14 protein-coding genes and 1 pseudogene are annotated in these 24029 nt (G+C 61.4%); 3 read left to right on the forward strand and 12 right to left on the reverse strand.

Annotated features, from left to right (window positions below; genetic code table 11):
* Positions 1-13 precede the first annotated feature (13 nt).
* The gene (locus FGU65_RS05350; RefSeq protein WP_301663394.1) at positions 14-205 is read right to left on the reverse strand and encodes a hypothetical protein; all 192 of its coding nucleotides are present in this window, start codon (positions 203-205) and stop codon (positions 14-16) included.
* Between the two features lie 106 nt (positions 206-311).
* On the opposite strand from FGU65_RS05350, the pseudogene FGU65_RS05355 reads away from it, so the two are divergent.
* Positions 312-641: pseudogene (locus FGU65_RS05355) on the forward strand (metal-dependent hydrolase); the annotation flags it as partial.
* A 372-nt stretch (positions 642-1013) separates the two neighbouring features.
* Here the strand turns inward: FGU65_RS05355 and FGU65_RS05360 are convergent.
* The 8 genes from FGU65_RS05360 to FGU65_RS05395 form a co-directional block, all read right to left on the reverse strand.
* The gene (locus FGU65_RS05360) at positions 1014-1595 is read right to left on the reverse strand and encodes a flagellin (RefSeq protein ID WP_301663395.1); all 582 of its coding nucleotides are present in this window, start codon (positions 1593-1595) and stop codon (positions 1014-1016) included.
* A gap of 7 nt (positions 1596-1602) precedes the next feature.
* On the reverse strand, positions 1603-2193 hold the full coding sequence (locus FGU65_RS05365; RefSeq protein ID WP_301663396.1) for a flagellin: 591 nt from the start codon (positions 2191-2193) through the stop codon (positions 1603-1605).
* A gap of 19 nt (positions 2194-2212) precedes the next feature.
* Positions 2213-3937 (reverse strand): S8 family serine peptidase, encoded by a 1725-nt coding sequence (locus FGU65_RS05370; RefSeq protein ID WP_301663397.1) that lies wholly within the window; start codon positions 3935-3937, stop codon positions 2213-2215.
* 468 nt (positions 3938-4405) lie between these two features.
* On the reverse strand, positions 4406-7504 hold the full coding sequence (locus FGU65_RS05375; protein WP_301663398.1) for an autotransporter outer membrane beta-barrel domain-containing protein: 3099 nt from the start codon (positions 7502-7504) through the stop codon (positions 4406-4408).
* A gap of 61 nt (positions 7505-7565) precedes the next feature.
* Positions 7566-8234 (reverse strand): hypothetical protein, encoded by a 669-nt coding sequence (locus FGU65_RS05380; protein ID WP_301663399.1) that lies wholly within the window; start codon positions 8232-8234, stop codon positions 7566-7568.
* A 61-nt stretch (positions 8235-8295) separates the two neighbouring features.
* On the reverse strand, positions 8296-12099 hold the full coding sequence (locus FGU65_RS05385; RefSeq protein WP_301663400.1) for a dockerin type I domain-containing protein: 3804 nt from the start codon (positions 12097-12099) through the stop codon (positions 8296-8298).
* A 25-nt stretch (positions 12100-12124) separates the two neighbouring features.
* Positions 12125-17398, reverse strand: a complete 5274-nt coding sequence (locus FGU65_RS05390) for a S8 family serine peptidase (protein WP_301663401.1) — start codon at positions 17396-17398, stop codon at positions 12125-12127.
* Between the two features lie 360 nt (positions 17399-17758).
* Positions 17759-18781: a PKD domain-containing protein gene (locus FGU65_RS05395; protein WP_301663402.1), complete on the reverse strand. Its 1023-nt coding sequence runs from the start codon at positions 18779-18781 to the stop codon at positions 17759-17761.
* 345 nt (positions 18782-19126) lie between these two features.
* Between FGU65_RS05395 and FGU65_RS05400 the strand changes: the two genes are divergently transcribed.
* Together FGU65_RS05400 and FGU65_RS05405 are read left to right on the forward strand one after the other, a co-directional pair.
* On the forward strand, positions 19127-20317 hold the full coding sequence (locus FGU65_RS05400) for a hypothetical protein (protein WP_301663403.1): 1191 nt from the start codon (positions 19127-19129) through the stop codon (positions 20315-20317).
* Positions 20318-20529: 212 nt separating this feature from the next.
* A complete protein-coding gene (locus tag FGU65_RS05405; protein WP_301663404.1) occupies positions 20530-21510 on the forward strand; it encodes a DUF1616 domain-containing protein in 981 nt (326 codons plus the stop codon).
* Here FGU65_RS05405 and FGU65_RS05410 read toward each other — a convergent pair.
* Genes FGU65_RS05410 through FGU65_RS05420 form a run of 3 tightly spaced genes read right to left on the reverse strand, consistent with a single transcriptional unit; the run spans position 21488 to position 24029 of the window.
* Positions 21488-22264 carry a DUF7982 domain-containing protein gene (locus FGU65_RS05410; RefSeq protein ID WP_301663405.1) on the reverse strand — a complete coding sequence of 259 codons (777 nt, stop codon included), beginning with the start codon at positions 22262-22264 and terminating at the stop codon, positions 21488-21490. The two genes, FGU65_RS05405 and FGU65_RS05410, sit on opposite strands and share 23 nt — an antisense overlap.
* Entirely contained in the window at positions 22261-22716 is a 456-nt protein-coding gene (locus FGU65_RS05415) for a hypothetical protein (protein ID WP_301663406.1), read from the reverse strand. The genes FGU65_RS05410 and FGU65_RS05415 overlap by 4 nt, the downstream gene beginning before the upstream one ends.
* Entirely contained in the window at positions 22716-24029 is a 1314-nt protein-coding gene (locus tag FGU65_RS05420; RefSeq protein ID WP_301663407.1) for a DUF58 domain-containing protein, read from the reverse strand. The genes FGU65_RS05415 and FGU65_RS05420 overlap by 1 nt, the downstream gene beginning before the upstream one ends.

Raw genomic sequence — 24029 nt, forward strand, 5'->3', positions numbered from 1 at the left:
GAGATACGGCAGGTCACTCGATCGGATACCCGGCCGCTCGCATCACAAAGGCGATAGCATAGTAGGCGACGACGACCCCGGCAAAGGTCGCTGCGATGCCGGCGATGCCGCCCGGCCAGACCGCCGACACCCACGAACCGAAGGCGAACCCGATGATGACCGAGAGGAAGAGGACGATGAGATTCATACGATCTGATAGCGGCATGAACGAAAGCTCCACGGGATGGTTTGGCCGCCGCAGGCTATCAGTCTTCCCTTCCTCTCTCTCGATCAATGCCGTTTAATACCTGCATTCCGGATATCTACAGAAGATGTTCCTTGCATGCCACCTCTTTGCCGGGGTGCTGATCGGGGTTGTGCTCGCCGTTCATCTCCGGGACAGAAGGCTTCTTCTCTTCGCGGCGGCCGGTGCGCTCCTCCCGGACCTCATCGACAAGCCGCTCGGCCATATCGTCCTGCACGACTCCATCGATGACGGCCGCATCTTCATGCACGGACTTTTTCTCGCGCTCGTGCTCCTCTTCATCGGCCTCTATCTCTGGCGGCGGCGCGGGTCGTTCGCGGCCGGCGCCCTCGCGTGCGGCATCCTCTCCCACCAGATCCTCGATACGATGTGGGAGGTGCCCGTCAGCTGGTACTATCCGCTGCTCGGCCCCTATCAGCCGGGTGACTTCCCGGACTTCCTGGCGTTCGCCCTCTGGAGCGAGGTCGGTTCCCTCTCCGAGTGGGTCTTTGCCGCATCGTCCGCGATCGTCCTGCTGCTCGCTTTCCGGGAGACAGCGGAGGCGTATCTCGGCAGCCGGGCGGTCGCCCTCGCCGGCAGAGTTTTTCCGGCGGCACCGTTCCTCTCTGCGGGCATGGGAGCTGTCGCTCTCGGGCTCTTTGGTGCCGGGGTCGAGAGCGACCTTCTCATGGTCGGCGACTCGCCGCAGGCAAACCTGATCCTCGCCCTGGCGGGCATCGGCGGAGCGGCGGTGCTCACCCGGTACCGCGATTCGGCGCCCCTGGCATGGTCAGGGGATCCGCGTCACCAGCTCGATCTGGTGCGGCAGGCGCCGCTCGACCCTGAGAGCGGCACCGGCGGCAGGCTTCATCTCGACGACGAACTCTCCATCGGCGACGAGATCGCTCGGGATGATCGGTGAGATATTGATCCGGAACGTCTCCCCGTCCTCAAGGATGGCATCCCCGTCACCGTTGAAGACCTCCTGGATGCTCCAGCGATTGGCGCGCGGGTTTACGTACATGAGCGGGTCTTCCGGTTCGAGCTCGCCGTAGTGGTTCCGGCTGAGAAACCGGACCGACATGGTGCTGACGTCGACCCCGTCGCCGCCCGCTGCGATGCCGATCGGGATGAGCAATGCCTGAACCTGCACCCGGTTCGGACTGACACCGTAGATCGTCCCGGTGACGGTGAGGCTCGAACTGACCCCCTGCACCTCTGTATGGATGACCTTCTGGCTCTCCTGGATAGCAGAGAACCCGGTGCCGAGCACCATATACGAAAAGACCGAGGCGACGACGACAAATGCGATCAGGATGATGGCAGCCTCAAGCCCGGTGAAGCCTCCGTCCCGGTTGCGCATCGCCATCATCTCCCGTTCACATCAGTTCATAGTAGTCGCTCGCCGTGATCTCGGGCGGAGCCGTCCGCGTCAGGGCGAGGGCGCTGCCCGTATCGGCCGTCAGTTCGATGGTGAAGGTATCTCCTGCGCTGATATCGGCGTCGCGGACGTCGATGGTTATGCAGGCGAGCTCGTTCTCCTCCAGGATGTCGTCGCTGTCAGCCCGGTAGCGCCAGGTAACGGCGATCCGGGGATCGCCCGGGGGGATCGAGAGCAGGGTGTCTGCGAGGGCGATCCTGCAGTTGATCCTGGTCATATCCGTCCCGGTTCCTGCCCCGGCGGTCTGGAGGTAGATCCTTACCAGTTTTAATTCCGTGCCGAGGTTGTTTGCCTGGCAGGCGACCGTCCCCCCCAGGACAAGAGCATTTGCAGACTGGTCGATACCGGCGTGGATCACCTCCTGGCTCTTCTGGGTGGCAAAAAACCCGCTGCCGAGAACGGCGAAGGCAAAGACCGAGGCGACGACGATGAAGGCGATCAGGATGATCGCCGCTTCGAGGCCCGTGAAGCCGTCGTCGCATGCGGGGTGCCTGACCGCAGCGATCTCGTTGCTCTTCTTCGGTGCCATTCCAGTATCTCCTCTCTCGTTACCGGAGTTCTGCAAACTCCTGCTGCCCGGTTATGTGACGTGCGATGAACAGTGCATCGTACATAGTGATCCTGCCGTCCCCGGAGACATCTCCGGCGGGTTTGGTCATGTTCTCGTATCCCGGGACCCCGAGAAGGTGCCGCGCGAGGTACGCTGCATCGGCTATCGTCACGGTACCGTCCTCGTTCACGTCGCCGTTTCGGATCACCGTGACCGGAATCGTCGTCGTGTTCACGGTGCCGCGGATAGTGGTTATCGTCACGACAAGATTGCGGGACTGGTAGGTTCCGTTCATGAACGGAGACGGCAAAGCCGCTGAAACGTCGGTCGACCAGACGCCGTCGCCGGTGTTCGTCATCGGTGATGCCGCGGAGCCGCCGACGTCTGAGAGGTCGATGGTGGCGTTGCTGACGATCCATGCGTTCTCTGCCGTGAGTGTGATGGTCATCGCCTCTCCCCACCCCGGACTGCCGCCCATGGAAGCGGATATGACGGCCGGCACCGGCCGGGTCTCTATCGTAAATGAAGTCGGAGAGGCCCAGACGGCTTCTTCAGCGTCCACCCGCCCGAATCCGTAGGAGGAGTCCCGGCCGTCCTGGCCGAGGTCGTCGGCGGTTCCGGCCAGGACTGTTCGGACGTTCTCGTTCGTCATTGCCGGGTACCGCGAGAGCACGAGGGCGGCAACGCCGGCAACATGGGGGCAGGCCATCGATGTTCCGCTCATGTAGCCGTAGGTATCTCCCGGGAGCGTGGCGAGGATCCGTTCGCCGGGCGCCACGAGCTCCTGTGCGCTGCCCTGGTTGGAAAAGCTGCTCAAGGCGCTTGTTTTTCCGATTGAGCCGATCGCGATGACGGAGTCGTATGCTGCCGGGTACAGGATCTCTGCACCGCCCCCGTTCCCGGAGGCCGCTACGATGATGCAGCCCTTGCTCCAGGCGTAGTCGCACGCCTCTTTCTGGGTCTGGGAGAAATATTCGCCTCCGAGACTGAGGCTGATGATATCCGCCCCGCTGTCGGCGGCATGGATGATACCTTTTGCGACGTTCGAGATGTAGCCGCCTCCTTGGGCGTTGAGCACCTTCTCCGCCATGATGCCGACCTGCGCTACTCCGGCAATGCCCCGGTCATTGTCCATGACCGCTGCGGCGATGCCAGCGCAGTGCGTGCCGTGCCCGTTGTCGTCCAGTGGGTCGGCATCATCGTTTACCCAGTCGTATCCGCCGGAGCGGTAATTTCCGGCAAGGTCGGCGTGGCGGTAGTCGATGCCGGTATCCACGATGGCGATGGTAATATTGCTGTTTCCCTGCTCCATGCTCCAGGCATCGTCCGCTCCGATGATTTCGAGACTCCACTGGTATGCATACATCGGATCGTCCGGCACGTACGGTGCGGGGCTGCACGCCGATACCGGGTAGTCGGGTTCGATGAATGCCACGTTCTTCCGGGATGCCAGATCGGTGACGAACCGGTCGACGTCGTCGACCGAGAATTCCTGTATGGTGAGGTGATCGCAGGTAGCGACGAGTGCGGTATCGGAGACACCTTCCGGGAGTGGCAGTGCTGTTCTCTGCATGGGTGCGGAGCCGATCCGGTTGTCAAAACCAACAAGCACCCGCTGGTTGTCTTCGGCACTGTCGCTCCGCGATGCGGCGTGGGCAGCGGGGAGCAGGATAAATCCTGCGAGAAGCGTCAGTACACAGAGTCGCTGCATGAGAGTAGTCATTGTGGTGCTCCGGAAGGCGTGCTTTGGTATACTGTCATTTTGGAAGTTGGATATATAATAGTTCCTTTATTGCGGTCGAACCAATTATTTCATTAAAATAAAAAAGAGCTGTTTTTCATAGCTCTCTGGCGGGGGGCTGGAGGTGGGAAATATCTCGCACCCCCCGCATCGGTTCGTCTTCTATCCGGGGTAACCGGAAGGCGCATCTCCTCTTGCAGACGTACGCTGCCGTGCCCTTGATCGTACCTGACGATGGACATTTCGGGTGTTCTCCGCACCTCCCGGCATGCCTTGAATTGTGTTCCCCTCTCTGCTGATCGGTGACGGGTGCGGCTTTGAGAACCGTCTGTGATTGCTGTTTTGGGGAGCGGAGTGCGGAGAGGTTCGCTCAAAGTGCACGGTCGTTCGCGGAACGGGTACGAGTGGCCGGAGGCCGGGATGAAAACAGAAAAAAGTATGGATTCGGGGTTACTGGTTCTTCTTCTCCATGTAGAAGAAGGCTGCTCCCGCAACGATCAGGATCGCGACGATCGCGATGATGATATACATGAACGGGAGTTCTTCCGTTGGCTGTGCCGGCGTGGTCGGAGCAACCTGCGTCGGGCTGGTCGTCACGACCTCTGTCGGGGTGGGCGTCGGCAGGACGCCGGTGGTGTAGACGACCGCGAACGTACTGAAGTGCGTGACGGTTGCGCTCACCGTTCTGGTCGTCGGGTTGACCGTGGTCGGGACATCCTCCCAGGCATTGGTCTCTGCGTTGAACCACTTGATCGTCGGCACCTGGCCGCTTGCGATCATCCGGTTCCAGTCCTCCTCAGAGAGGGTGGCGGAGAGCGTGAGGCCCGGGTTGAAGGTGGCGCCTGCAGGGCTGCACTCATAGACGTAGCCGGAGATGCTGAAGAGCGCGCCTGCCGGGGCTGCCGGGACGTCGCCGGTCCGCTCGATGCTGATGGTGCTGATCGGGTTGCCGTCCGCGTCGAGTGCCCGCACGCCCGCGTTCAGGGTGAGTTTCCCGCTATCGTCACTCGCAACGACGGCGATCGACCGGGTCACGATACCGCTGCTGCTGGTCGAGACCGTGGCGCTTCCTTCGTAGGTGGTAACGCTACGGCTGCTGCCGCCACCGCCACCGCCGCCGCTGGGCGTGTACGGGGTCGGAGTTGGGGTCGGGGTCACCGGGGGCGTGATCTGAACCGTGTACTGACCGTAGGCCTCCACGGTTCCGTTGGAACTCTGGCCGATCAGGTAGACGTCATACGTTCCTGCGGCGAGGCCGGACGTGTTCACCGTGGCCTGGTTCGTGTTCGCTACGACGTAGGCTCCGGCGTCGGGGCTGATGTAGACATTCCCGATGAGTTTCTGGGTCGCGGGGATGCCGTTGTAGGTGAGGTTCAGCTGGAGCGTCGAGGTGCCGATGGTTGCTGCGTCGATGAGCGCCGTGCCGTCGTAGGTGACGTCACGGATCAGCATGACACCGAGGCGCTCGCACGGGGCGGTGAACTGCGCCGTGAAACTGTCTCCCTTCTGCACGCTCGTGGCGGAGATGCCGCCCTGGTCGCCGCTCTCCATAACGCTGATCGGCATTGCGCCGAGAGCGCCGAGGCGGTCGCCGTCCATGGCGATGGCGGCGAGTGCGTAGTCACCTGCGGGGAGCTGGATGGCTTTGAGACCCTGGGCACTCAGCCGGTAGCCGGCGTTCAGGTCGACCTGGTTGTCCGGGTGCCGGAGTGTCTGGGAGATATTGCCTGCGTTGGTGATGGCCGTTCCGTTATAGTCGTCCATGATGAAGGTACCGTCGTCACGCACGGTGATCTTCGTCCACCCACCGTCGATGAAGAAGTATGCGGTCTTCTTCATGAGTTCGGTGTAGTTGACGGATCTGCTGCCGGAGTCGATCATCTGTTCGATGTACGACTCGTTGGCCTCGAAGAGCAGGACTGCTGCCTTCGGGGCGTTGGGCACCTGCACCAGGAAGTCGAGCGTTGCACCGGGTTCGTAGACCCAGAGGTTCTGGTAGGTCTCGGTTCCCTGCATGGTGCGGTTTGCGGTGTTGTCGACCGCTACGAAGGTGTCGGCGGTGACCTGGCCGACGTTGATGACCGACCGCTGCAGCGTGCCGATGCTCGGGACGGCGACGGTGCGCCCGTTGTAGAGAGTGACCGAGCTGATCGCGGTTCTGCTGATGTCCATCTCTGCGGTGTAGGTGGTATCGATGCCGGATATCGTGCCCATCTTGGTGGAGTTAATCCAGATCATGTAGTTGTAGTAGAGATGGAAGGTGCGGCTGTCGGAGTTGAGCGCCTGGTCGTAGGCGCGGAACGCAAGGTCGCGGTTACCGTCGGTGATGGTGGTTGTTGCGGTTCCGCTGATATCGTTGCTGCTCCAGAGTTCCTCGCCCGTGGTGGTGTCCACGAGGACGACGCGTGCAAAGGACGGGTCGGCCGCGACGTTCCAGTTCAGGGTGAGCGTCTCGCCCGCTTCGACGTAGCCGTCACCGTCGTCGCCGCTGATCGTGAACGCGGTGATCACCGGTGCGGTGGTATCGAGCGTGAACGTCCAGTTCAGGGAGCGCGGATCGCCGAAGTTGTCCGTACCGCTGGCGTTCACCCAGTAGGTGTTGTCTGCAAGCGGGCCGACGATCGTTCCCTTCGCGTAATCGGTCGAGGTGTCGACCGCAAGGGGGACGGGGGCGGAGGTTGCCGTACCGAACTGCATACCGACGGTCCCTTTGTTCATCTGGGACATGAACGCCGATGCCTGGGTCGGTGTGGCGTTGACGTAGCCTGTCGGGCTCGGGTCGGAGAATCCGACGTTCACGACGTTGATGACCTGGGTGTCGGTTCCCTGCCTCCCGGCCGCATCGGTTGCCGTGACGATGAGGTCAACGCCGTTCTCAATCGGCCAGGTGACCTGCGTGTTGAAGGTGTAGGTGCTGGCGCCGGTCTGTGTCAGCGGAAGGTTGTACTGGACGGTGTCGGTCGTGTTCTGCAGGGTCGCCGTGGCGGTGCCCATGCCGCCGACGTCGGTGATGGTGCCGGCGATGTTGAACGTGGACGATACGCTCGTGGGTGTGGAGATCGAGACGACCGGGTCGACTTCATCCAGGGTGGTGAAGGTGCCGTTCTGGATGGCTGCCGTAAGAATATCTCCCGGGGGGACAACCGTTGAGAGGGTGTTTAATTTCATCCCGAGTTCCGACTGGCTGCCGTCGTTTTTCAATGCAGAAAGCGTCACCGTGGCAAGCAGAAGGTCGCCGTTGTCGTATCCGCCTGCATTGAAGCCGTTCACGAGAATGTGATCGGCGAACGTGTTGGAGTTCGATGCATTGTACTTCTGGATACTGTCCACCGATACGACGGTGTTGTCGAAGTACATCTCAACATTAAACGCTCCGATCTTCGGACTGAAGTCGTTCGCGATATAGATACTGACCGTAGCCGTGCTTCCCTGTTGTACATCGGAGGCATTGGTTACGTATAATGTGCCAGTACCTGTTGCCGCGCTTGCAGCGGGCGTAATGGCCAAAAGCCCTACTACGAGCAGCAGGGCTAGATGAAGAGATTTCATGAAGTTTTCCCTCCTTTGCTAATCATATTTCATGCCGTATAAATCATTCGTAATTGAATTTTCACCGTTTTTTCGTGAATGCAAATACTACAAGCACCAGCGCGCAAATTCCGATGATGGGTGACAGCGGTGACTTGGGTGTTGGTGCCGGTGTCGGCGTCTCTGGTGTTCCGGTGACAGTTCCGGTTGTGCCGGCAGCGGGTGATTCTGATGCCGCCGTCTGCTGCACTCCGGCTGTTGTCGGCGTCGGTTCGGCCTCTTGCAGGGTTGCAGTGGCCTGCGGTTCATTCGGCTGCGACCCGCCGCTCGATGATCCGGTTCCCGAAGCGGTCGTCGGCACTGCCGTCGGCTGCGCTCCCGGGGAGGCGGGTGTGTCCGTGTCGAAGGCCGGGTTCGTCGTCGGGATCGGATCGCCGAGCGGGTTCACCAGATCGTTCACATAGACATCGAAACGGGCGTCGCCTGTGTACTGTATCTCTGCGACGGGGACGTCGCCGGTGAGGTGCTGTTCGGTCGTGAACCCGGAAACCCTCACTGTCTTCTTGTCCTGCTGGATGTTGACTGCGCCCATGAACGGTTCGACGAACGTTACGTCCGTCACGGTGGTCGCTGCCGTATCGTAGCCGATCACGATGCTGAAGGCGCCAAGGCCGAGGCTGTCATCGACGCCTTTCACGACCAGCTGGCCTTCCGCGACCACGACTTCGGCGGCGCTTGCCGCAGATACCATTGCGCAGAGAATTGCGATGCCAAAAAGAAAACGGAAATGGGGTTTGTTCATGTGCTATACCTCATGCAACTGGTTGGTAGTACTCGGTGAGGAGGCCGGCGTCGTAGCTCGCGACGTAGAGAGCGTCGATGATGTTGATGACGCCGTCACCGGTGACATCGGGGTAGTCATACGTTGCCAGGCCCGTAATCAGCTGAGCATCATAACTCGCGATGTAGAGAGCATCGATGATGTTAACGCTGCCGTCGTTGTTGCTCTCACCGAGGCTCACACCCTCGAACCCGAGTCCGATTGTGTTCTGTCCGTTCGGTGCATCGTAGATGACCAGCGTCGCGTTTGTGGTGGTGTAGGCTCCTCCGACCGGGTAGGTGAACGTTCCGTTCCGGAACTCGTAGGCGGTCGGGACGCCGTTCACCGTCACCACCGGGTCGTGCAGCAGGTAGCGCATCGGGAACTCGAGCGCAATGCCGAGCTCGCCGCCGTTGCCGAGCACCGTCACGTTATAGCTGGTGTTCTCGTTCCGGAGCGCGTTGAGCGTCTCGGGCGGAACCTGCGCCACGCCGGCGATGCTGCCCGAGCCGCCCTCGGAGAGCACCAGGACCGGTGCCGTCAGGGTCGAGGGGAGCGTGACGTTGTAGAGCGCGGTTGCACCCGGAGTGACGTTGACATTGGAGTGGATCTCGGGGTAGCCGGTCTTGTTCACGACCATGCTATAGGTGCCCTCCAGGACGTCTTCGAACGTGTGATTCGATACAGCGGTGACGCTGCTCGCTCCGACCGAGATCCGGTCGGCGGTAACGGCGTCGCCGTTCTCGTCGACGACGTTGACGCTGACATTACCTCTGCCCTGAACCGTGAACGTGTGGTTGGCGAAGGTCACCTGGCTCTCATCGTAGAGCGGGCGGATGCGCAGGTTCATCTCCAGCGCGCCGTAGGTGTCGGGCGTCGCCGTGAACGTGTAGGTCATCAGGGTGTTGTTGACCCATGCGAGGGGCTCGATGAAGAGCGAGAGCTGGTCGGTGCTCGCCGTGCTGTTTGTGACCTCCGATGCGACCGCCTGGCCGTTCTCGTAGACCGTGGAGGCGTTGTCGTAGGCGAATCCGGAGATCGGGATCTCGACCATCGGGGAGAAGACGTCCTGCGTCGAGGTGACGGTGAGCGTCACGTCTGCTTCTTCGCCTGCGACCATCGGGGACGGGCTGGACGCAAATCCGACGGTATAGGGGTTCTCCGCCTGGGCGGCGTAGTCGAGCACGCCGATGTCGGTCGAGATCTGTACGAGATCGCTGCCGGTCTCGTCACCAAACTCCTGGATCGTCCTGCCGTTGCGGATCGTCGCATCGACTTCGATTATCGGGACGTGCTGCGAGTGGTCGACGCTCACCAGGATCGGGCCGTCGCCGGACGTGAGCGTGGCGGTGACGTCATGCTCCTTCACGGTGCTGAACCCGTCGCCGAAGATGTCCCGTTTGAGGGTTCCGCCTGCTAAGAGCGCCTCTTCCTGCGCCTCGGTGAGCGTGTAGACGACCCGCGGGTGTGTCGAATTGACCGGAACGGTGCAGACGTCGGTTCCGTCGATCGCAACGGTCACCGTACCGGTGCTCACTACATTCGGCTGGCACTGGATCAGCGCATCGATGGCCACCTGGGAAGCCCACGTGTAGCCCCAGCTGCCACGGTCTTCGTACTGGCTGACGAGCCAGCCGACCGCTCTGCTGATGGTTGTATTATCGGCGGGGATTCCGGTCGCGTTCAGCGCCAGGACACCGTACGCAGTGGCTTCGGTCACCCTGCCGTTCGTGTACCATCCGTAGTGTGAGCCTGCAGGCCACGAACCGTCGGCGTTCTGGGTGTCGATCAGCCACACGGCTGCTTTTGCTTTTGCGTTCTCGATCTCTTCCGCCGTGACGTCGTCCGATGTCAGCGCAAAGGATTCAAGGCCCCAGAGCGCGAGTCCGGTTGCCATCGCCTGATCCTGGCCGGACGACCACGAACCGTCAATGTTCTGCGTGTCGATGAAGTAGCGGGTCGCGTTCTGCATGTTTTCTTCCATGTAGCCGCGGTAGGGCTGCTGCACATCGGCCGTCTGGTTGATCATGTCGTGGATCAGCATGACGAACGCGGTGTTGGACTGCGGCGTCCAGGAGTGGCAGACGTTTGCGCTCCAGGTCCAGGTTCCGGTGCTCGGGTTGTCCGGGTTGTCGTGGAACCACTCGATCAGTTTCTCGAAGTTCACGGTACCGCTGGTGACGGTGCTGCCGTTCGAGACCTTGTCGACCAGGAGGCGGTTTAAGTCTTCGTCCGTCTTGTTGATCCGGGCGAGCGTGTAGCTGGCATAGGAGCTCGACGACGACTCGGAGGATCCGCTGCCCCAGAGGCTCCATCCGCCGTCGGCGTGCTGGCCGCGTTGTCCGCCCTTGACCAGACTGGTGATTCCTCTTTCGATGGATGTGTTTGCCGTGTCTCTAATGGTTTGCCAGTTCGAGGGTCTGTCGGCAGGACGGTCGAGATAGTAGTTCTTCACGTTCAGCGATGCCATCATCCGGCTGGTCGTCTGCTCGACGCAGCCATAGGGGTAGCCGACCAGGTACTCGAGGCCGGAGAGGGTGCGTCCGCGGGCGCCGGACTGAATGATGATATCTGTCCGGTTATCGAAGGTGCGATTTGTGTGCAGGGTGTTGAAGGTCATCGCACCGGGTGCACTGGCGTTGATCGTTGTGGCGTCTACGGACGTTACCTCGATGGAGGGTATCCATATGGAGACGTCAGTCCCGTTCACCGTGTCGCTCTTGCCGTGTGCCGCAATGTCGAACCGGAACTGGTCTGCGTCGATCGTGCCGGGCCTGTCGGTCCGCATATAAACGCGAACATAGTTCCACTGGCTGGCGTACATATACCTGCTCTGGTTCCTGCCGCCGTTGACCTCGACGTAGTCGGGTGCGGTGATGTTGAGCCAGATGTTGCCTGCATGGCTGGCGTTCACGTAGAATCTCATGGAGAACCAGTTGCCGGCCTGTACCTTGGACCACGGCCCGTAGACGTAGCCGTTGGTGTACTCGAGCGTGTAGTCGACAACCGTGATGCCTTTTGCATCAGTTGTTTTTCCGCCGATCGAGTCGTCGCTTGTCACGGTGATGACGGCGCGGTAGCGCCCGGTCTGAGCCGGCGTCCACGCAATCCTGTCAGTGAAGCTGCCCCATGCGGGGATCACCTCATCGTTGTAGGTCCACGAGTCGACCGAGGCGTTTGTTTCATCAAGGATCTCGACGCTGATGTCGAGCGGGGAAGTTGCGGTGCCCCTCTGGTTTGTGACCGATGCGACGAGGGTGTTCTCCTGATCGAGGAGCATCCGGTTCGATACGACACCGATGGTGGAGTAGACGACATTATGTTTCAGTGTCGTGATGGAGGCGTTGGTGATGCCGGAGACCGGGATGTCCTCACCCGACGTGGAGTTCAAGAACCCGTAGTTGTTGACGATGAGCGTGACGGGTGTCGTTCTGCCCGTGTCGTCGACGGCGGTGAACGTCGCGGTGAAGAGCGTTGCGTCGCCGTTGATGCCGTCAAGGGTGCTGTTCACACCGGCGACCCGTATTCTTCCGCTCTGTCTGTTCACCTCAATGCTGTTTACCAGGGCTCCTTTCGTTACGTTGTCGGGTGCACTGCTGAGTGCGACGATCTGGGGGTTCCAGCGGAGATCGATATCGAACCCGCCGAGATTGCTGACATCTGCCGCAGTAACCGCAAGATTCACGGTTTGCCCATAGGCGCAGGTGCTGCTCGCCGGATCAACCGAGAGCGTGGCAGCCGAACCGACGCCGCAGAGGAAGGTGAGGAGCAGAATGCTCCACACAATATGTTTCATTTCTTTTCTCCTCCTTTTGCCTCACTTAAAGTATTCGGAAGTACGCATCTCTCAGGTCGGCGTTGTACTGTGCGATGAACATCGCATCTCCGACTTCGATGGCACTGTTGCCGGTGACGTCGGTCTGGAAGAACCGCGTTGTTCCTGCCGTGGGTTTCCCGATGAGGCCGACCACTTCACGCAGGACGTGCAGGGTATCGAGCTGGTTGACCTCCCCGTCGTTGTTCGCATCGCCGTAGAGAAGCAGGTCGGCGTTGCCGTTCGTGACCTCGACCGGGATCTCGAATTCGTTTGCATCCCAGAGCCGTGCGGTCAGGTTCAGATCGGTCTCATCGCCGCTCGCCCCGATCACGCTGATACGGATGGTGGCGACGGTGACGGTGCCGCTGACGCCTGCAGTCGCTGCGCCGTTGAAGACTGCGCTGCCGGAACCGATGTTCTGGGCGGTGACCGGCAGTGCTCCCGGACTGATGCTCTGCACCTCGACGACGGAGCCGTCGAAGGTGAAGGCCATCTGGTAGGCGGCGAGATCGGTGACGTTATCGACGACTATTGGGAGGTCATAGGTGGTCCCGGGAACCAGCACACGGTCCTGGGGCAGCCTGATGTGCGTCAGGGTGTGTGCATACGAGTTGACGGTGAGGTTCGCCACGTTGTTCTCGTAGGTCGTCTCGTAGTCGGTGGCGTGGTTCGGGTTGACCTCCGCCTCGATCAGGTATGCACCGCCGACGAGTGTCTGGTTGCGCCAGACCGTCGTCGATGCTCCGGATCCGAGGGCCGGGACGGTGATGGTCTCGTCCGGGGTTCCGGTGATGCCGTAGATCAGGGTGGTTGCCTCACTGCCGACTTCGCCGAGGTTTGTCACTTTGAGCCCTATCTGCGTCGTGCTGAAGGGTGTGGTGACCTGCGGGGCAAGGATGTCGACCTTGAGGTCAGGTGCCGTGATCCGGACCGGATGGACGATCCGGTTGTTCAGGTAGTTCAGTTCCTCCACCTGCCGGTCGGAGTTGACGGTGATCCCGACGTCGATGTCCACCGGGAGCCGGTAGTCGCTCGTGTTGATGCCGAAATCAGCGGCATTGCGGGCGATCGTCGTGGCGAGGACGGTCTTAGTCTCCCCGACGGCGAGGTTCTTCTGGAAGTAGGTGGTCTCGTTGTGGCTGCCGGCCTCCGCCGTGCATTTCACGCCGGGGTCGGCGTAGGTGTAGCCGGCCGTTCCGACGTTGCTGATCGTCAGGACGACGTCACGCACCGTGACGACGTCATTCCTCTCGAGTTTTACGACGTGCGGGGCGGAGACGCCGGGGTAGAAGTCAGGCAGCTGCTGCTCGGTGACCGAGAAGGAGCCGTAATCCGACTGGACGATCTCGCCGTTGTGGAAGCAGGTGACGGTGTAGGGGACGGATGTTCGGTCAGCGAGGGACTTTCGAAGCGCCTGCTGGGATGCCGTCGGTGCGGTGAACGTGAGGGTCACCTTGCCGGTGGCGTCCGTGTAGCCGGTCAGGATGCCGGTGTAGGGATCCGGATACCAGCCGGTTGCCGTCAGGATATTGTAGTCACGTGGATCGCCCGAAGGCCAGATCCAATCTTCGTCCGCCGCCGCTCCCAGTTTCAGCACGACCCGGGCGCCGCTCAGTGCCGCTCCGGCATCGGTTGATGCGTTGAACGTCACCGGCACCGCAGTTCCGGCGCCGATGTTCTGGCCGAGAGTGTAGGAGACGGATCTGTCCGGGTTATGGAACGAGCTGTAGAGCGAGTAGCTTCTGCCCCCCTGGCTGGTCGGGTCGAGGAGAACGTACCTGGTCTGGTACCAGCCTTCGTGACCGGGTGTCGCCGATTCGGTGTGCGTTCCGGTGAAGCCGACGACGGCGGCTTTCTCGGTCCCGCCGAGATACCAGAAGTCATTCTCCGACTGCCTGTCGCACGCGAAGTAGCCTTTCTCCTGGATTTCGGTGCCGTCGGGCCCGTAGCTGGATGCCGTCACCGCGTAGGACGCACCCGTCCGCTCGATCTCGACCGAGCGTTCGGCCGAGTCGGGATACAGGTTTCCGGTCGCGATCGGGGCGCCCAGCCTGGCTGCGACCAGTCCTGCTCCGACACGTGACCTGTCATCTACTGAGAACGGTGTACCTCCTATATAGCCGTGGAACCCCCCGTCGATCCCGTCCGTGACCAGCAGGTACGGGAGCTGCTCATCCTGTCCGGTCACGTCGACCGTGAACGTGTACATGCCGCTCGCGTTGGTCACGCCGGTCTGCACGCCGTTCTGGGTGTACAGGTATACCGTCTGGTCGGCTGCCGGTTCTTCGGTCTGGGCGGCAGGGTCGTACTCGTAGCCATATGCGGTGATGAACGCCGCATCTCCGGGCACCGTTGTGTAGGCGATCTGGTCCCAGGTCGCCGGCCAGGTGCCGGTGCTCCAGAGCCACGTCATCGTCCGGTTGAGGTCTTCCTCGACTGCCGGCGGTGTGCTGCGGTGCAGGAGCCAGGGTTCGAGCGTTCCGTAGACGAGTGCGGTTTGCTCCTCGGTGTACTCCATGTACCCGTCGTCCGAGACGAACCTGACGATCGCGATGTAGCCGTTCTCCGGCATCGTGAGATCCTCAAAGAGGCCGAGGCCGTTCGTCATGGTGACGGTGCCGGTGTACGTGCTCGGCTTCATCGCGTCGATCTCCTCAAGCAGAGCCGCCATGTCGGCAACCTCACCGGTGGTGAGGGTTTCGGCATTGCCGGCAGAGAGCGAGAGCACGTCCGTCTCCGTCAGCGTGGTGACGTAGACGTCGAAGTCCTTGCTGACAGTCGTGCCCCCATGGTGCGGGAAGGCCATGACACCGATATCGATGCTCATGCCGGGCGGGCAGATCGCCCGCTCCGGGGTGACCACGCTCTCCTGATAGCTGTGCGGTTCAGTATCGATGTAGATGTTCCCTGCCTGTCGGTCGTTGATGTAGATGGAGAGAGATGAGTCACCGACATCCGTCTCGGCAAGGTCGAGGGAGTAGGCGATGACGCCGTTCTCCGGCACGAAGGTTTCACTGACGATGGTCTCCGACCAGTTGCTGATTGTGAACGCAACGCTCTCGGTGTATGCCGACCCGTCGGCGTTCAGCAGCGGGTACTTGATCTCGACCGTGTCGTTCGCGTTCACCGAGTAGGTGTTCCGGTCGAAGATCGGCACGGTCGCCGGTGTCGGCGTGGGTGCCGTGTACTTGTAGAAGCTGTCCGTCACCTCGCGGCCGTCCCAGGTGATGGAGATCGAGCAGGATCTGCCCGTGGGGACGTTCGCGATGTCGATCAGGGCGATAACGCTGCCGTTCTCATCGGTTGTGCCGGTCTGGTTGATGTAGACGGTCTGGTAGTACGGATAAGAGCCGGTTGAGTACCGAACACTGAAATTGACATCCTCGCCGATGATGGGCGTTCCTGCGGTCGTGTTCCAGAGGACCGCGAGAAGCGGAAGCGTGTCGCCAGAGCCCGAGGACGGGGCGAGCGATCCGCCGAAGAGCTCTCTGATGATGCCGTCCGACGGTTCGCTGCCGCCGAGGCCGCCGGTTCTGTTCACCGCTTCATAGGCGTTGATCCTTCCGGCACCGTAGGCGTTGTTCGGCTGCATGACCGCCTGGATAGCGCCGTCTTCGGCGATGTGGACGGCGGTCTGCATCATGGCGCTCTTCACGTCGGCCGGGGTGAGCGAGCTGTTGCCCGAGAGCATCAGTGCTGCAGTGCCGGCCACGGCCGGGCAGGCCATCGAGGTGCCGTCCATGACGGCGTATTTGTTGCCCGGGTAGGCGGAGATGACGCCGACACCGGGAGCCATCACATCAGGCTTGATGTACGGGGTGCTCCGGTTCACCGGACCCATGCTGCTGAAGGCCGCCCGGTAGTCCATCAGGTACTCGGTAGCACCGACGGTGATGATATCGGCGGCGGTTCCGGGAGTGCCGACGGTGGACGTGCCGTAGTAGCCGTTGTTGCCGGCCGAAGCGGCCACGATGACGCCGCCGGCGACGACGTTGTTGATCGCCGTGTCCTCAAGCGTAGTCCCGTCGGACTGGTAGTACTCGGTAAGCCTGATCCCCAGGACGTCCACGTCCGTCGAACCGTTGTTCTTCACGCTGATCTCCCAGTTGCCGTTCCAGCTGCCGGTGTTGGAGGCGTAGGGCGCCTTGAAGTAGAAGCGGTCGTCCGGCTGGTCGAACCCGAGCCAGTCGATGACCTCACCCGAGGCCGTGTTGCCGTTGGCATCCTTCACCGTGATGGTGAGGTTCTGGAGATCGCCGGCGTCGTAGACCTGAACCCTGCCGATGACGAACTGCGGTTCGTACAGGTAGCCGGTATCGCCGTATTTCTCGGACGAAACCTCAAGGGTTACGACCTCGGTCTCGTTTGCGGTGAGCGTGGTTTGCAGAGCCTCGTTCATGCGGTAGGGATAGCTTCCGAGACTCATGGAGATGACATCGGCTCCGTTCTCGACCGCCCACTGGACGCCGCTCAGCACCGCGCTGGTCGACCCTGAGCCTGCGGCGTTCAGGACCTTTGCTCCCATCAGGTCGGCTTCGGGCGCGATACCCAGTGTAACGTCGATCTCACCCGCGTAGTTGGTAGTGGTGACCGTTCCGCCTGCAGCCGTCCCGGCACAGTGCGTGCCGTGGCCGTTGTCGTCGTATGCCGTTGCGTTGTCGCCGTTGACGAAGTCGGCGAAGGCTACGATGCGGTCACCGAATGCGGGGTGGCTGCCGTCGATACCGGTGTCGATGACCGCGATCGTGACGCCGTCACCCACGTTCCCGGTATCCCAGACCGAGGGGGCTTCGATGTAGTCCGCACTCCAGACAACCGAGGTCTCATAGGTACCCGGACGCTTGATGGAATCGGGGTCTATCGTGGCAGAGACGTCGACGACCGGGTCATATGCCGTGACCACGAGGTCGGGCTCGATGCGGGCGACACCCGGGATGGCTGCATAGCTCTCGAGCGCTGCCGGATCGGCTTCGATCCAGATGGCGTTGGCGATCCAGTAGGTTGTTGCCGAGTCGAAAGCCTCGGCATCGATCGTTCTGATCGACTGGAGCACCTGTGTCTGCTGGCTGGTCACATCGGCCTTGAGCTGGGCGAACGATGTGAACTGCTGCGGCTGTTCCTCGAGAACCAGAAATACCGGTATCCGCTCTCCGTCTTGCAGAGTGGGTGGATCCGGCATGATGAACCGGTTGTCGAATGGCAGGGCAGCTGCTGTGCCCGCCATAAGGAGTACAATAAGCAGGACGAGGAGCCCTGCTTGCAGATTCGATAGTCTCATACGAAACACCTGAAAACGTTAAACAATAGGTTAGATCTGTACTATGACTAATAAGAGTATGCATTCTCGAAGAATCCGATGTGCTGATTTTTCAAAAAAACGGGGAAAATAAATCGATCCTTTCCAGTAATATTGTCTGAATAATATATTAATGGAATAAATTTTTCCAGAATGCGGTAATTTCTGTCTGGATGGGGAAACAATCGGTAATGGGGTCTATAAATCCTTAAAATCCTCGTATAATCAGATAAAAACGGGAAAAAGGCTTTCCGATATGGGTTCCTGACAGCATGTTCCCATTCTGGCAGTTTGCGCGAGCCTGATGTCGGAATACGGCCCGGAAAAGTATTTTCAACCTTTTCACGTGCCGGCCAGACCGAACCACGGGTTGCGGAGCCCGACGTTGCGCTGTGCGATGTACATCGCATCGCCGATATCGATGGCTCCGTTGAAGGTCACGTCGCTTCTGAGGAATGAAACCGTGCCTGCTGTGGGTTTTGCCGTGAGATCGACCACCTCACGCAGGACATGGAGGGTGTCGAGCTGGTTGACGTCCCCGTCACCGTTCGCATCGCCGTACAGCACCGAAAGGACGCTGATGAACCTCTCTTCCGTATGTGTCGCCTGACCGAACTCATTCGATGCGGTCAGGGTGACCGTGAAGTTGCCTTCCCGGGTATAGGTGTGCTCCGGGTTCCGGACGGCGCTGGTTGCGCCGTCCCCGAAGTTCCAGAGCCAGCCCGTCGGCGTGCCGGCCGACGTGTCCGAGAACCGGACCGCGAGCGGAACCAGGCCTGCCGTCTCATTGGCGGTGAACGACGGCACCGGCGGTGTATCGCCGGGCGAGAGTATCCGGACGTTCCCACTGACCGTTTCTGCCGGGATCTCCGTTCCGGCCGCTGTTGCCTCCATCATCTCGAGCACCTCGACCGTGAGCGGCGATATGTCGCCTGCCGATCCGGCACCGGAGAATGCTACGCTGCAGACGGCGACCGTGCCGTCAAGACCCGGTTCTCCGAGCTGGTATGCGCCGATGGCCACAAATCCTCCGGAAGTATTGATGTTTGCGATCGGCCCGGACTCAAAATCTCCGCCATCGACCGAGGTGGCGAGAACTACGGCGGGGTCGTATCTGAGGACGAGCCATACGCTGCCAAGGTTCGTGACGTCCGCAACGGTGATCGTGGTCGTTCCCGATGCGTTCTGCTGGAGGGTCAGGTTTCCTGCCGTTACCGTCGGCTGGGCTGATGCGGCGGTCAGCAGGAGAGAGAAGGTGAGTACGGCGATGAGTACTCTGGCAGTGAGACGTATCCCGGCATCTCCGGCATGCGGCTGCGTTGCTGGCGGGGAGAGGTGCGATATCGCTACTGGCTTTCCGGACATGCTATGGTCTTTACTGGCCTTTGGAATATTATATAGTTTTGGAAAATACATCTCTACGAAATGGTCGCTATAGTAAAATAAATCTCTCAGAAACGTCAATTGCGAGATAATGTCGCATATATGTGGTTTTTCCCCGCACGCGCGCTGTACTGCTTCCGGTGCGCCCTTTCTGACGAACCGGAGGTTGGGACACCCGCCGGTGAAAAACGGAGCAATGCGAAATAATTATACACTCTACAATTATAAAATTGAGAAGGTATTAGAATGAAGGATCTGTTACGGTATTCCCTTTTCGGAATGTTTCTTGTCCTCTTTTTCGGCATCGGGGCGGCTTCAGCCGCTTCCATGACCATAAGCCCCGATGAGATAGAGAGCGGTGGAGAGATTACTATCGCCATTCAGGATCTGCAGGACAACAGCACGTTCACCATCCTGATAGAATCGACCATCGATCTCGATGGCGAGACCGCTTTCGACCTTGCCACCGCGAACCTCCAGATCCCCTTCACACTGCGGGACGGGCGGATCCAGGTCAGGGCCGAACCGGTCACCGATACGTACCTTGAGGTCCGGAAGGGAAATGCAATGGTGCAGCTCGCTGCCAGTGAGGAGAACGGCCTTGTGGAAGACGGTGTCGCCAGCCTCCGGCACCCGTTCGACGCTATCAGTGCCGGGACGATCGATCAGCTGAGCGTCTCAGGACACGGGACGGACGGTGCCGGGTCGGTCTCGACATCCATCGAACTGACCGGGAAGAAGCAGGGGCCGGACGACTCGCAGATCACCTTCGGGCTCGGAGGGGTGCTGCAGGGGAGTGCCCATATCATCACCTACGTCGACGGGAGCCAGGTCCTGGACAAGGTGATCACCATCGGTGCTGCCGCGCCGACACCGACCCAGACGACGGCAACGCCGACCCAGACCTCGTCTCCGGGCGGCTCTCCGGGCGGCAGCGGATCGGTGAACCCCTCGCCGACGCCTGCAAGCCTTGCCGTCGTATCGCTGGACGAAATCGCCCGGATCACGGTTGACCGGGAGAGCATCGGAACCGGCTTTGCGGCCGATCAGATCCGGATCCTGAGCCTGGCGGCGACGAGTGTCCCGGCTGAGTGGCAGAGCATGACGGACGCGTATACCCTCTACCCCGAGGGGCTGACGTTCGCTTCACCTGCCGTGCTGTCGATCCGCATGGACGATGCCGTGCTGGCCGCTCCGGACGCCTACACACCCTTCATCGCGCGCTATGATTCCGGCACCTGGACGATGATCCCCTCACGGATTCAGGGGCAGTATATCACTGCCGATATCACGGATGCCGGAACGTTTGCATTCATGACGCTGGCCGGTGAGAGTGCGGCGCCGACCCCGGGCCAGGAACAGACCGCAGCCCCGACGACGCCGCCGGGTGCGAGCGGGACTCCTGCCGACACCACCACCCCTGCAGCCGGCGGGACGTCGCTCCCCGGTATGACGGCCGTCCTCTGCCTCTGCGGGCTTCTGGCAGCGGCATTCGTCTTCCACAGGATCAAACATTAACCGTTCCATCTTTTTTGGCATCCGCCTCAGCAAGTATCCGGGTAGCGCCTTGCGATACGACAGATCGCCCAGGTTCGGCATGTACCAAAATGCGGTATCCGTGCCGGATCGATACAAATCGACTGCTCACTTCCTTTTTGAAAACAGTGCATACGCCGCAGAACGAACGACGAGATATCTTTTTATTTGATCACCCGTTATGAGATAACTGAATGCCACCCCAAGCCCCCGCCGACACACTCATGCATTCCCTGAATCCACGGGCAGTACCGCAGGATCTTGCGATCATCTACGCCTGGATCGTTCTCACAATCCTCGGCATCTACCTGCCCGTCCTCAATACCAGTCCTCTCCGGGTGCTCTTCGCCCTGCCCTTCATCCTCTTCATACCCGGGTATCTCCTGATCGCGGCGCTCTTCCCGAAGAAGGACGACCTCGACGGCATCGAGCGAACCGCCCTCTCCTTCGGGCTCTCCATTGCCGTCGTGCCGCTGATAGGACTCGCCCTGAACTACACCCCCTGGGGCATCCGGCTCGACCCGATCGTCGCCTCGCTCCTCATCTTCAGCGCCGCGATGGGGCTCATCGCTCAGTACCGCCGGGCCGCGGTGCCTGCGGACGACCGGTTCGCCGTGCCGTTCCGCGCCGGGTACGCCGCAGTCAAAGAGGAGTTCTTCAACGAAAGCGCCTCCCGGGTCGACCGGGTCTTAAGCATCGTTCTCCTCGCCTCCATCCTCGTCGCCGTGACGACGACGGTCTACGTCATCGCCGTCCCGAAAGAGGGGGAGAAGTTCACCGAGTTCTACATCCTCGGGTCGAAGGGGAAGGCAGCGGACTATCCTACGGCGTTCACCGCCGGAACGCCGCAGACGGTCATCATCGGGATCGGAAACCACGAGTACCGCAACGTCACCTACACCGTCGAGACGCTGGCTCTCAATCAGGTCTTTGACGAGACGACGAACGAGTCGACCATCCTTTCATCGTCGCTCCTCGACCGGTACGCCGTGACGGTTCCGCACAACGAGACGGTCGAGCAGCCCTATACCTTCACCGTCGACGACCCGGCGGTCAACCGGATCGAGTTCCTCCTCTTCGACAGTGCGGCGCCGGATGCCCTCGGGACAGAAGAGCTGATAAACGAGAGTTACCGCGACCTCCACCTCTGGGTCACGGTACGACCGACAGGATGAGCCGGAGGGTCTCGCTGCCCGGCTCAACCGTCACCTGTTCGATGGTGCAGGCTCTGCCGGTGCCTTTTGCCAGCATGCAGGCGATCAGGCTGCAGACCGGGCAGGGGCAGATCAGGCAGGCCTTCGGCGACTCGCTTTGCACCGCACGGCAGCCCTGCAGCAGGCGGAATTCGGAGAGTTCCACGACAATAGAGTCCCCTGCCCGCTCGGCATCGACCCTGCCGGCGACCTCGAGGACTTCTTCGCAGACCTCTTTTATTGCGGCCAGCACCTCCTCCTCGTCGCCGGGGAGGCGGAGGTCAGAGGATTCTTCCAGCATCCGGAGCAGCGGATACCCGAGCGGCGTGATGACGACGCCGTTTCCGTCCCGGCCGGTCACGAACGAGTAGCCGTCGGCCGGTGTCAGAGGACGGTAGTTAGCGACGGGCACCACCTGGGTGACGGAAGGGTCTGCCGTCTCATCCGCGGCGGGCACCATATGGGCGTTGCCCTGCAGCCCGAGATCGGCGCAGATCCGGGCGATGCCGAGCGTCCCCTGCACCGGCAGCAGGCTGGTGAAGCGCATGTCGAGCGGTTCTTCCTTTGCAAACGTCAGGAGAAAGATGCCGGCGATGAAGGCGCTCACGCTCCCGAGAACCAGGGTCGCACTCGTGATGTCGCCGCGGTTCGTCAGCGTCACGACGATCATGATCAGGGCTGCCGCGGCGAAGAGAACCAGCGCCGCACGTGTCGTGTCGTTTCTTTTCAGATTCATGGTGTATCTCCGCCGCTGTATGCTGTTTTCAGCTGGTGTCCGGAGAGCCAGAGAGCGATATACGCCCCCGCAAGCACCGCTCCGATCAGCAGCACCGGAAGAAGCATATGGTGCGATGCGAGCATCATCGGGTAGAGGAGCAGGACGGCACCGCAGAGGCCGAGGAACCCGACGGCTTCAGCCCGTGCGGTGAGGAAGCCTTCGAGCCGCAGGAAATAGGCGAGAAGGATGACCTGCAGCAGGAGTGCCGGGGCAATGCCGGCGGCAGCGGCGGCGACGACGACCGCCTCTCCCGCGCAGAGGAGGGAGAACGACCGTCCGTCGCCGTGCACCGTCCGTTCGGTCAGGACGAAGGCGCCGAGCAGGATCACCGTCAGGTACCATATATCGGATGCCGCCGCAGCGGCGAGAGCCCCGATGACGAACCCGGCCGGAAGGATGATCTCCCGCATCAGATCACCTCGACGCTTGCAACCCCGGCGTGCAGGAGCGACCGGAGCATCCCCGGCGATGCGGTCTCCTCCGGCACCCGGAGGTGCACGTCCTTTTGCGTCCGGCGTGCCTGCGTCACGATCTGCCAGATGTGGCTGCAATCGCCGGAGAACCGACTGAAGATGTAGACCGTCCCGGCGTTGGTCGAGGCCATGGCTCTGCCGACCTGGAGTTCGAACGCCGTCTGCGTCTGCTCTTCCTGCACGGATCGGTATATCTCTGCAAGATTGGCGCAGAACCTCCGTTCCGGAGACTCTTCGGCAGCGATCCCCCTATCCCGTTCGACCCGGCTTCGTTTGGCGCGAATGCCGACCTTGTCCCTCGCATAGTAGAAGTGCACCAGCCGTTCCGTCGGCTCCATCGCGCCTGCGGCGGCCATCACCCGGTGAATGTCCCGCTCGCTTTCGAGAAACCGGATGATGTTTCCGCCGGAGATGACGAGGAGGGATACGGAACGGTATTCGCCGATCGCCTCCTCGAGCGCTCCGCTTGCGGCGGAGACGATCCGGCCGACCTCTGCGCCCCCGGCATCCAGCGTCCTCTCCGGCATGTCGACGATGATGAGGGGCAGATCGCCCTGCTGGCCGGTATACTCCTTCACGAAGAGTTTCTGGTGCTTTGCAGAGAGTTTCCAGTCGATCCGGCGCGGGTCGTCTCCCATGGCATATTCCCGGAAGGAGTGGATGGTATACCCGGAGACCGCCGATCTGGTGCGGTGTTCGGCTTCTCCGTAACTCCCGCTTCCCGCCTCCTTCTCAAACGCTCCTGCAGGATGGACGATCAGGTGCGGCGCCGTCCGGCCGTCCCCGGCAAGATCGATATCGGCTGCAAAGAACCGGTCTGCAAGCGTCACGCCGACGCCGCCGAAGGCGATCTCCCCCCGCGTCATCACCTTCATCCGGTACGCCACGTCTGCAGAGCCCGCTCCCGGCTCTGTTGCCGTATGAGAGAGATCGCCGCCTGCCAGGATGGCGCCTGCGGGAGGACGATCCCGCAGGGTGAGCGTCGTGTGATCCGGGAGGTGGTAGGCGACCCTCGCCGTCACGTCCACCGTCGAGCCCTGCCGGAGGATCATCCTGCTCGCCGTGCGCGAGACCGTGAGCGAACCGACGACGGTGCGGAGCGACCGGTCGAAGAGGATACCCCGGTACACCAGGAAGAACGCAAGTGCCGCAGCCGGCAGGTATGCCGCCGCATCGTCAAAGACCAGCGAGAACACAAGCAGCACCAGGACTGCAGCGCCGATCGCCCGGGTGCACCGTGTCGGCCGCAC

The organism is Methanoculleus frigidifontis (assembly GCF_030464345.1).
Taxonomy (GTDB): domain Archaea; phylum Halobacteriota; class Methanomicrobia; order Methanomicrobiales; family Methanoculleaceae; genus Methanoculleus_A; species Methanoculleus_A frigidifontis.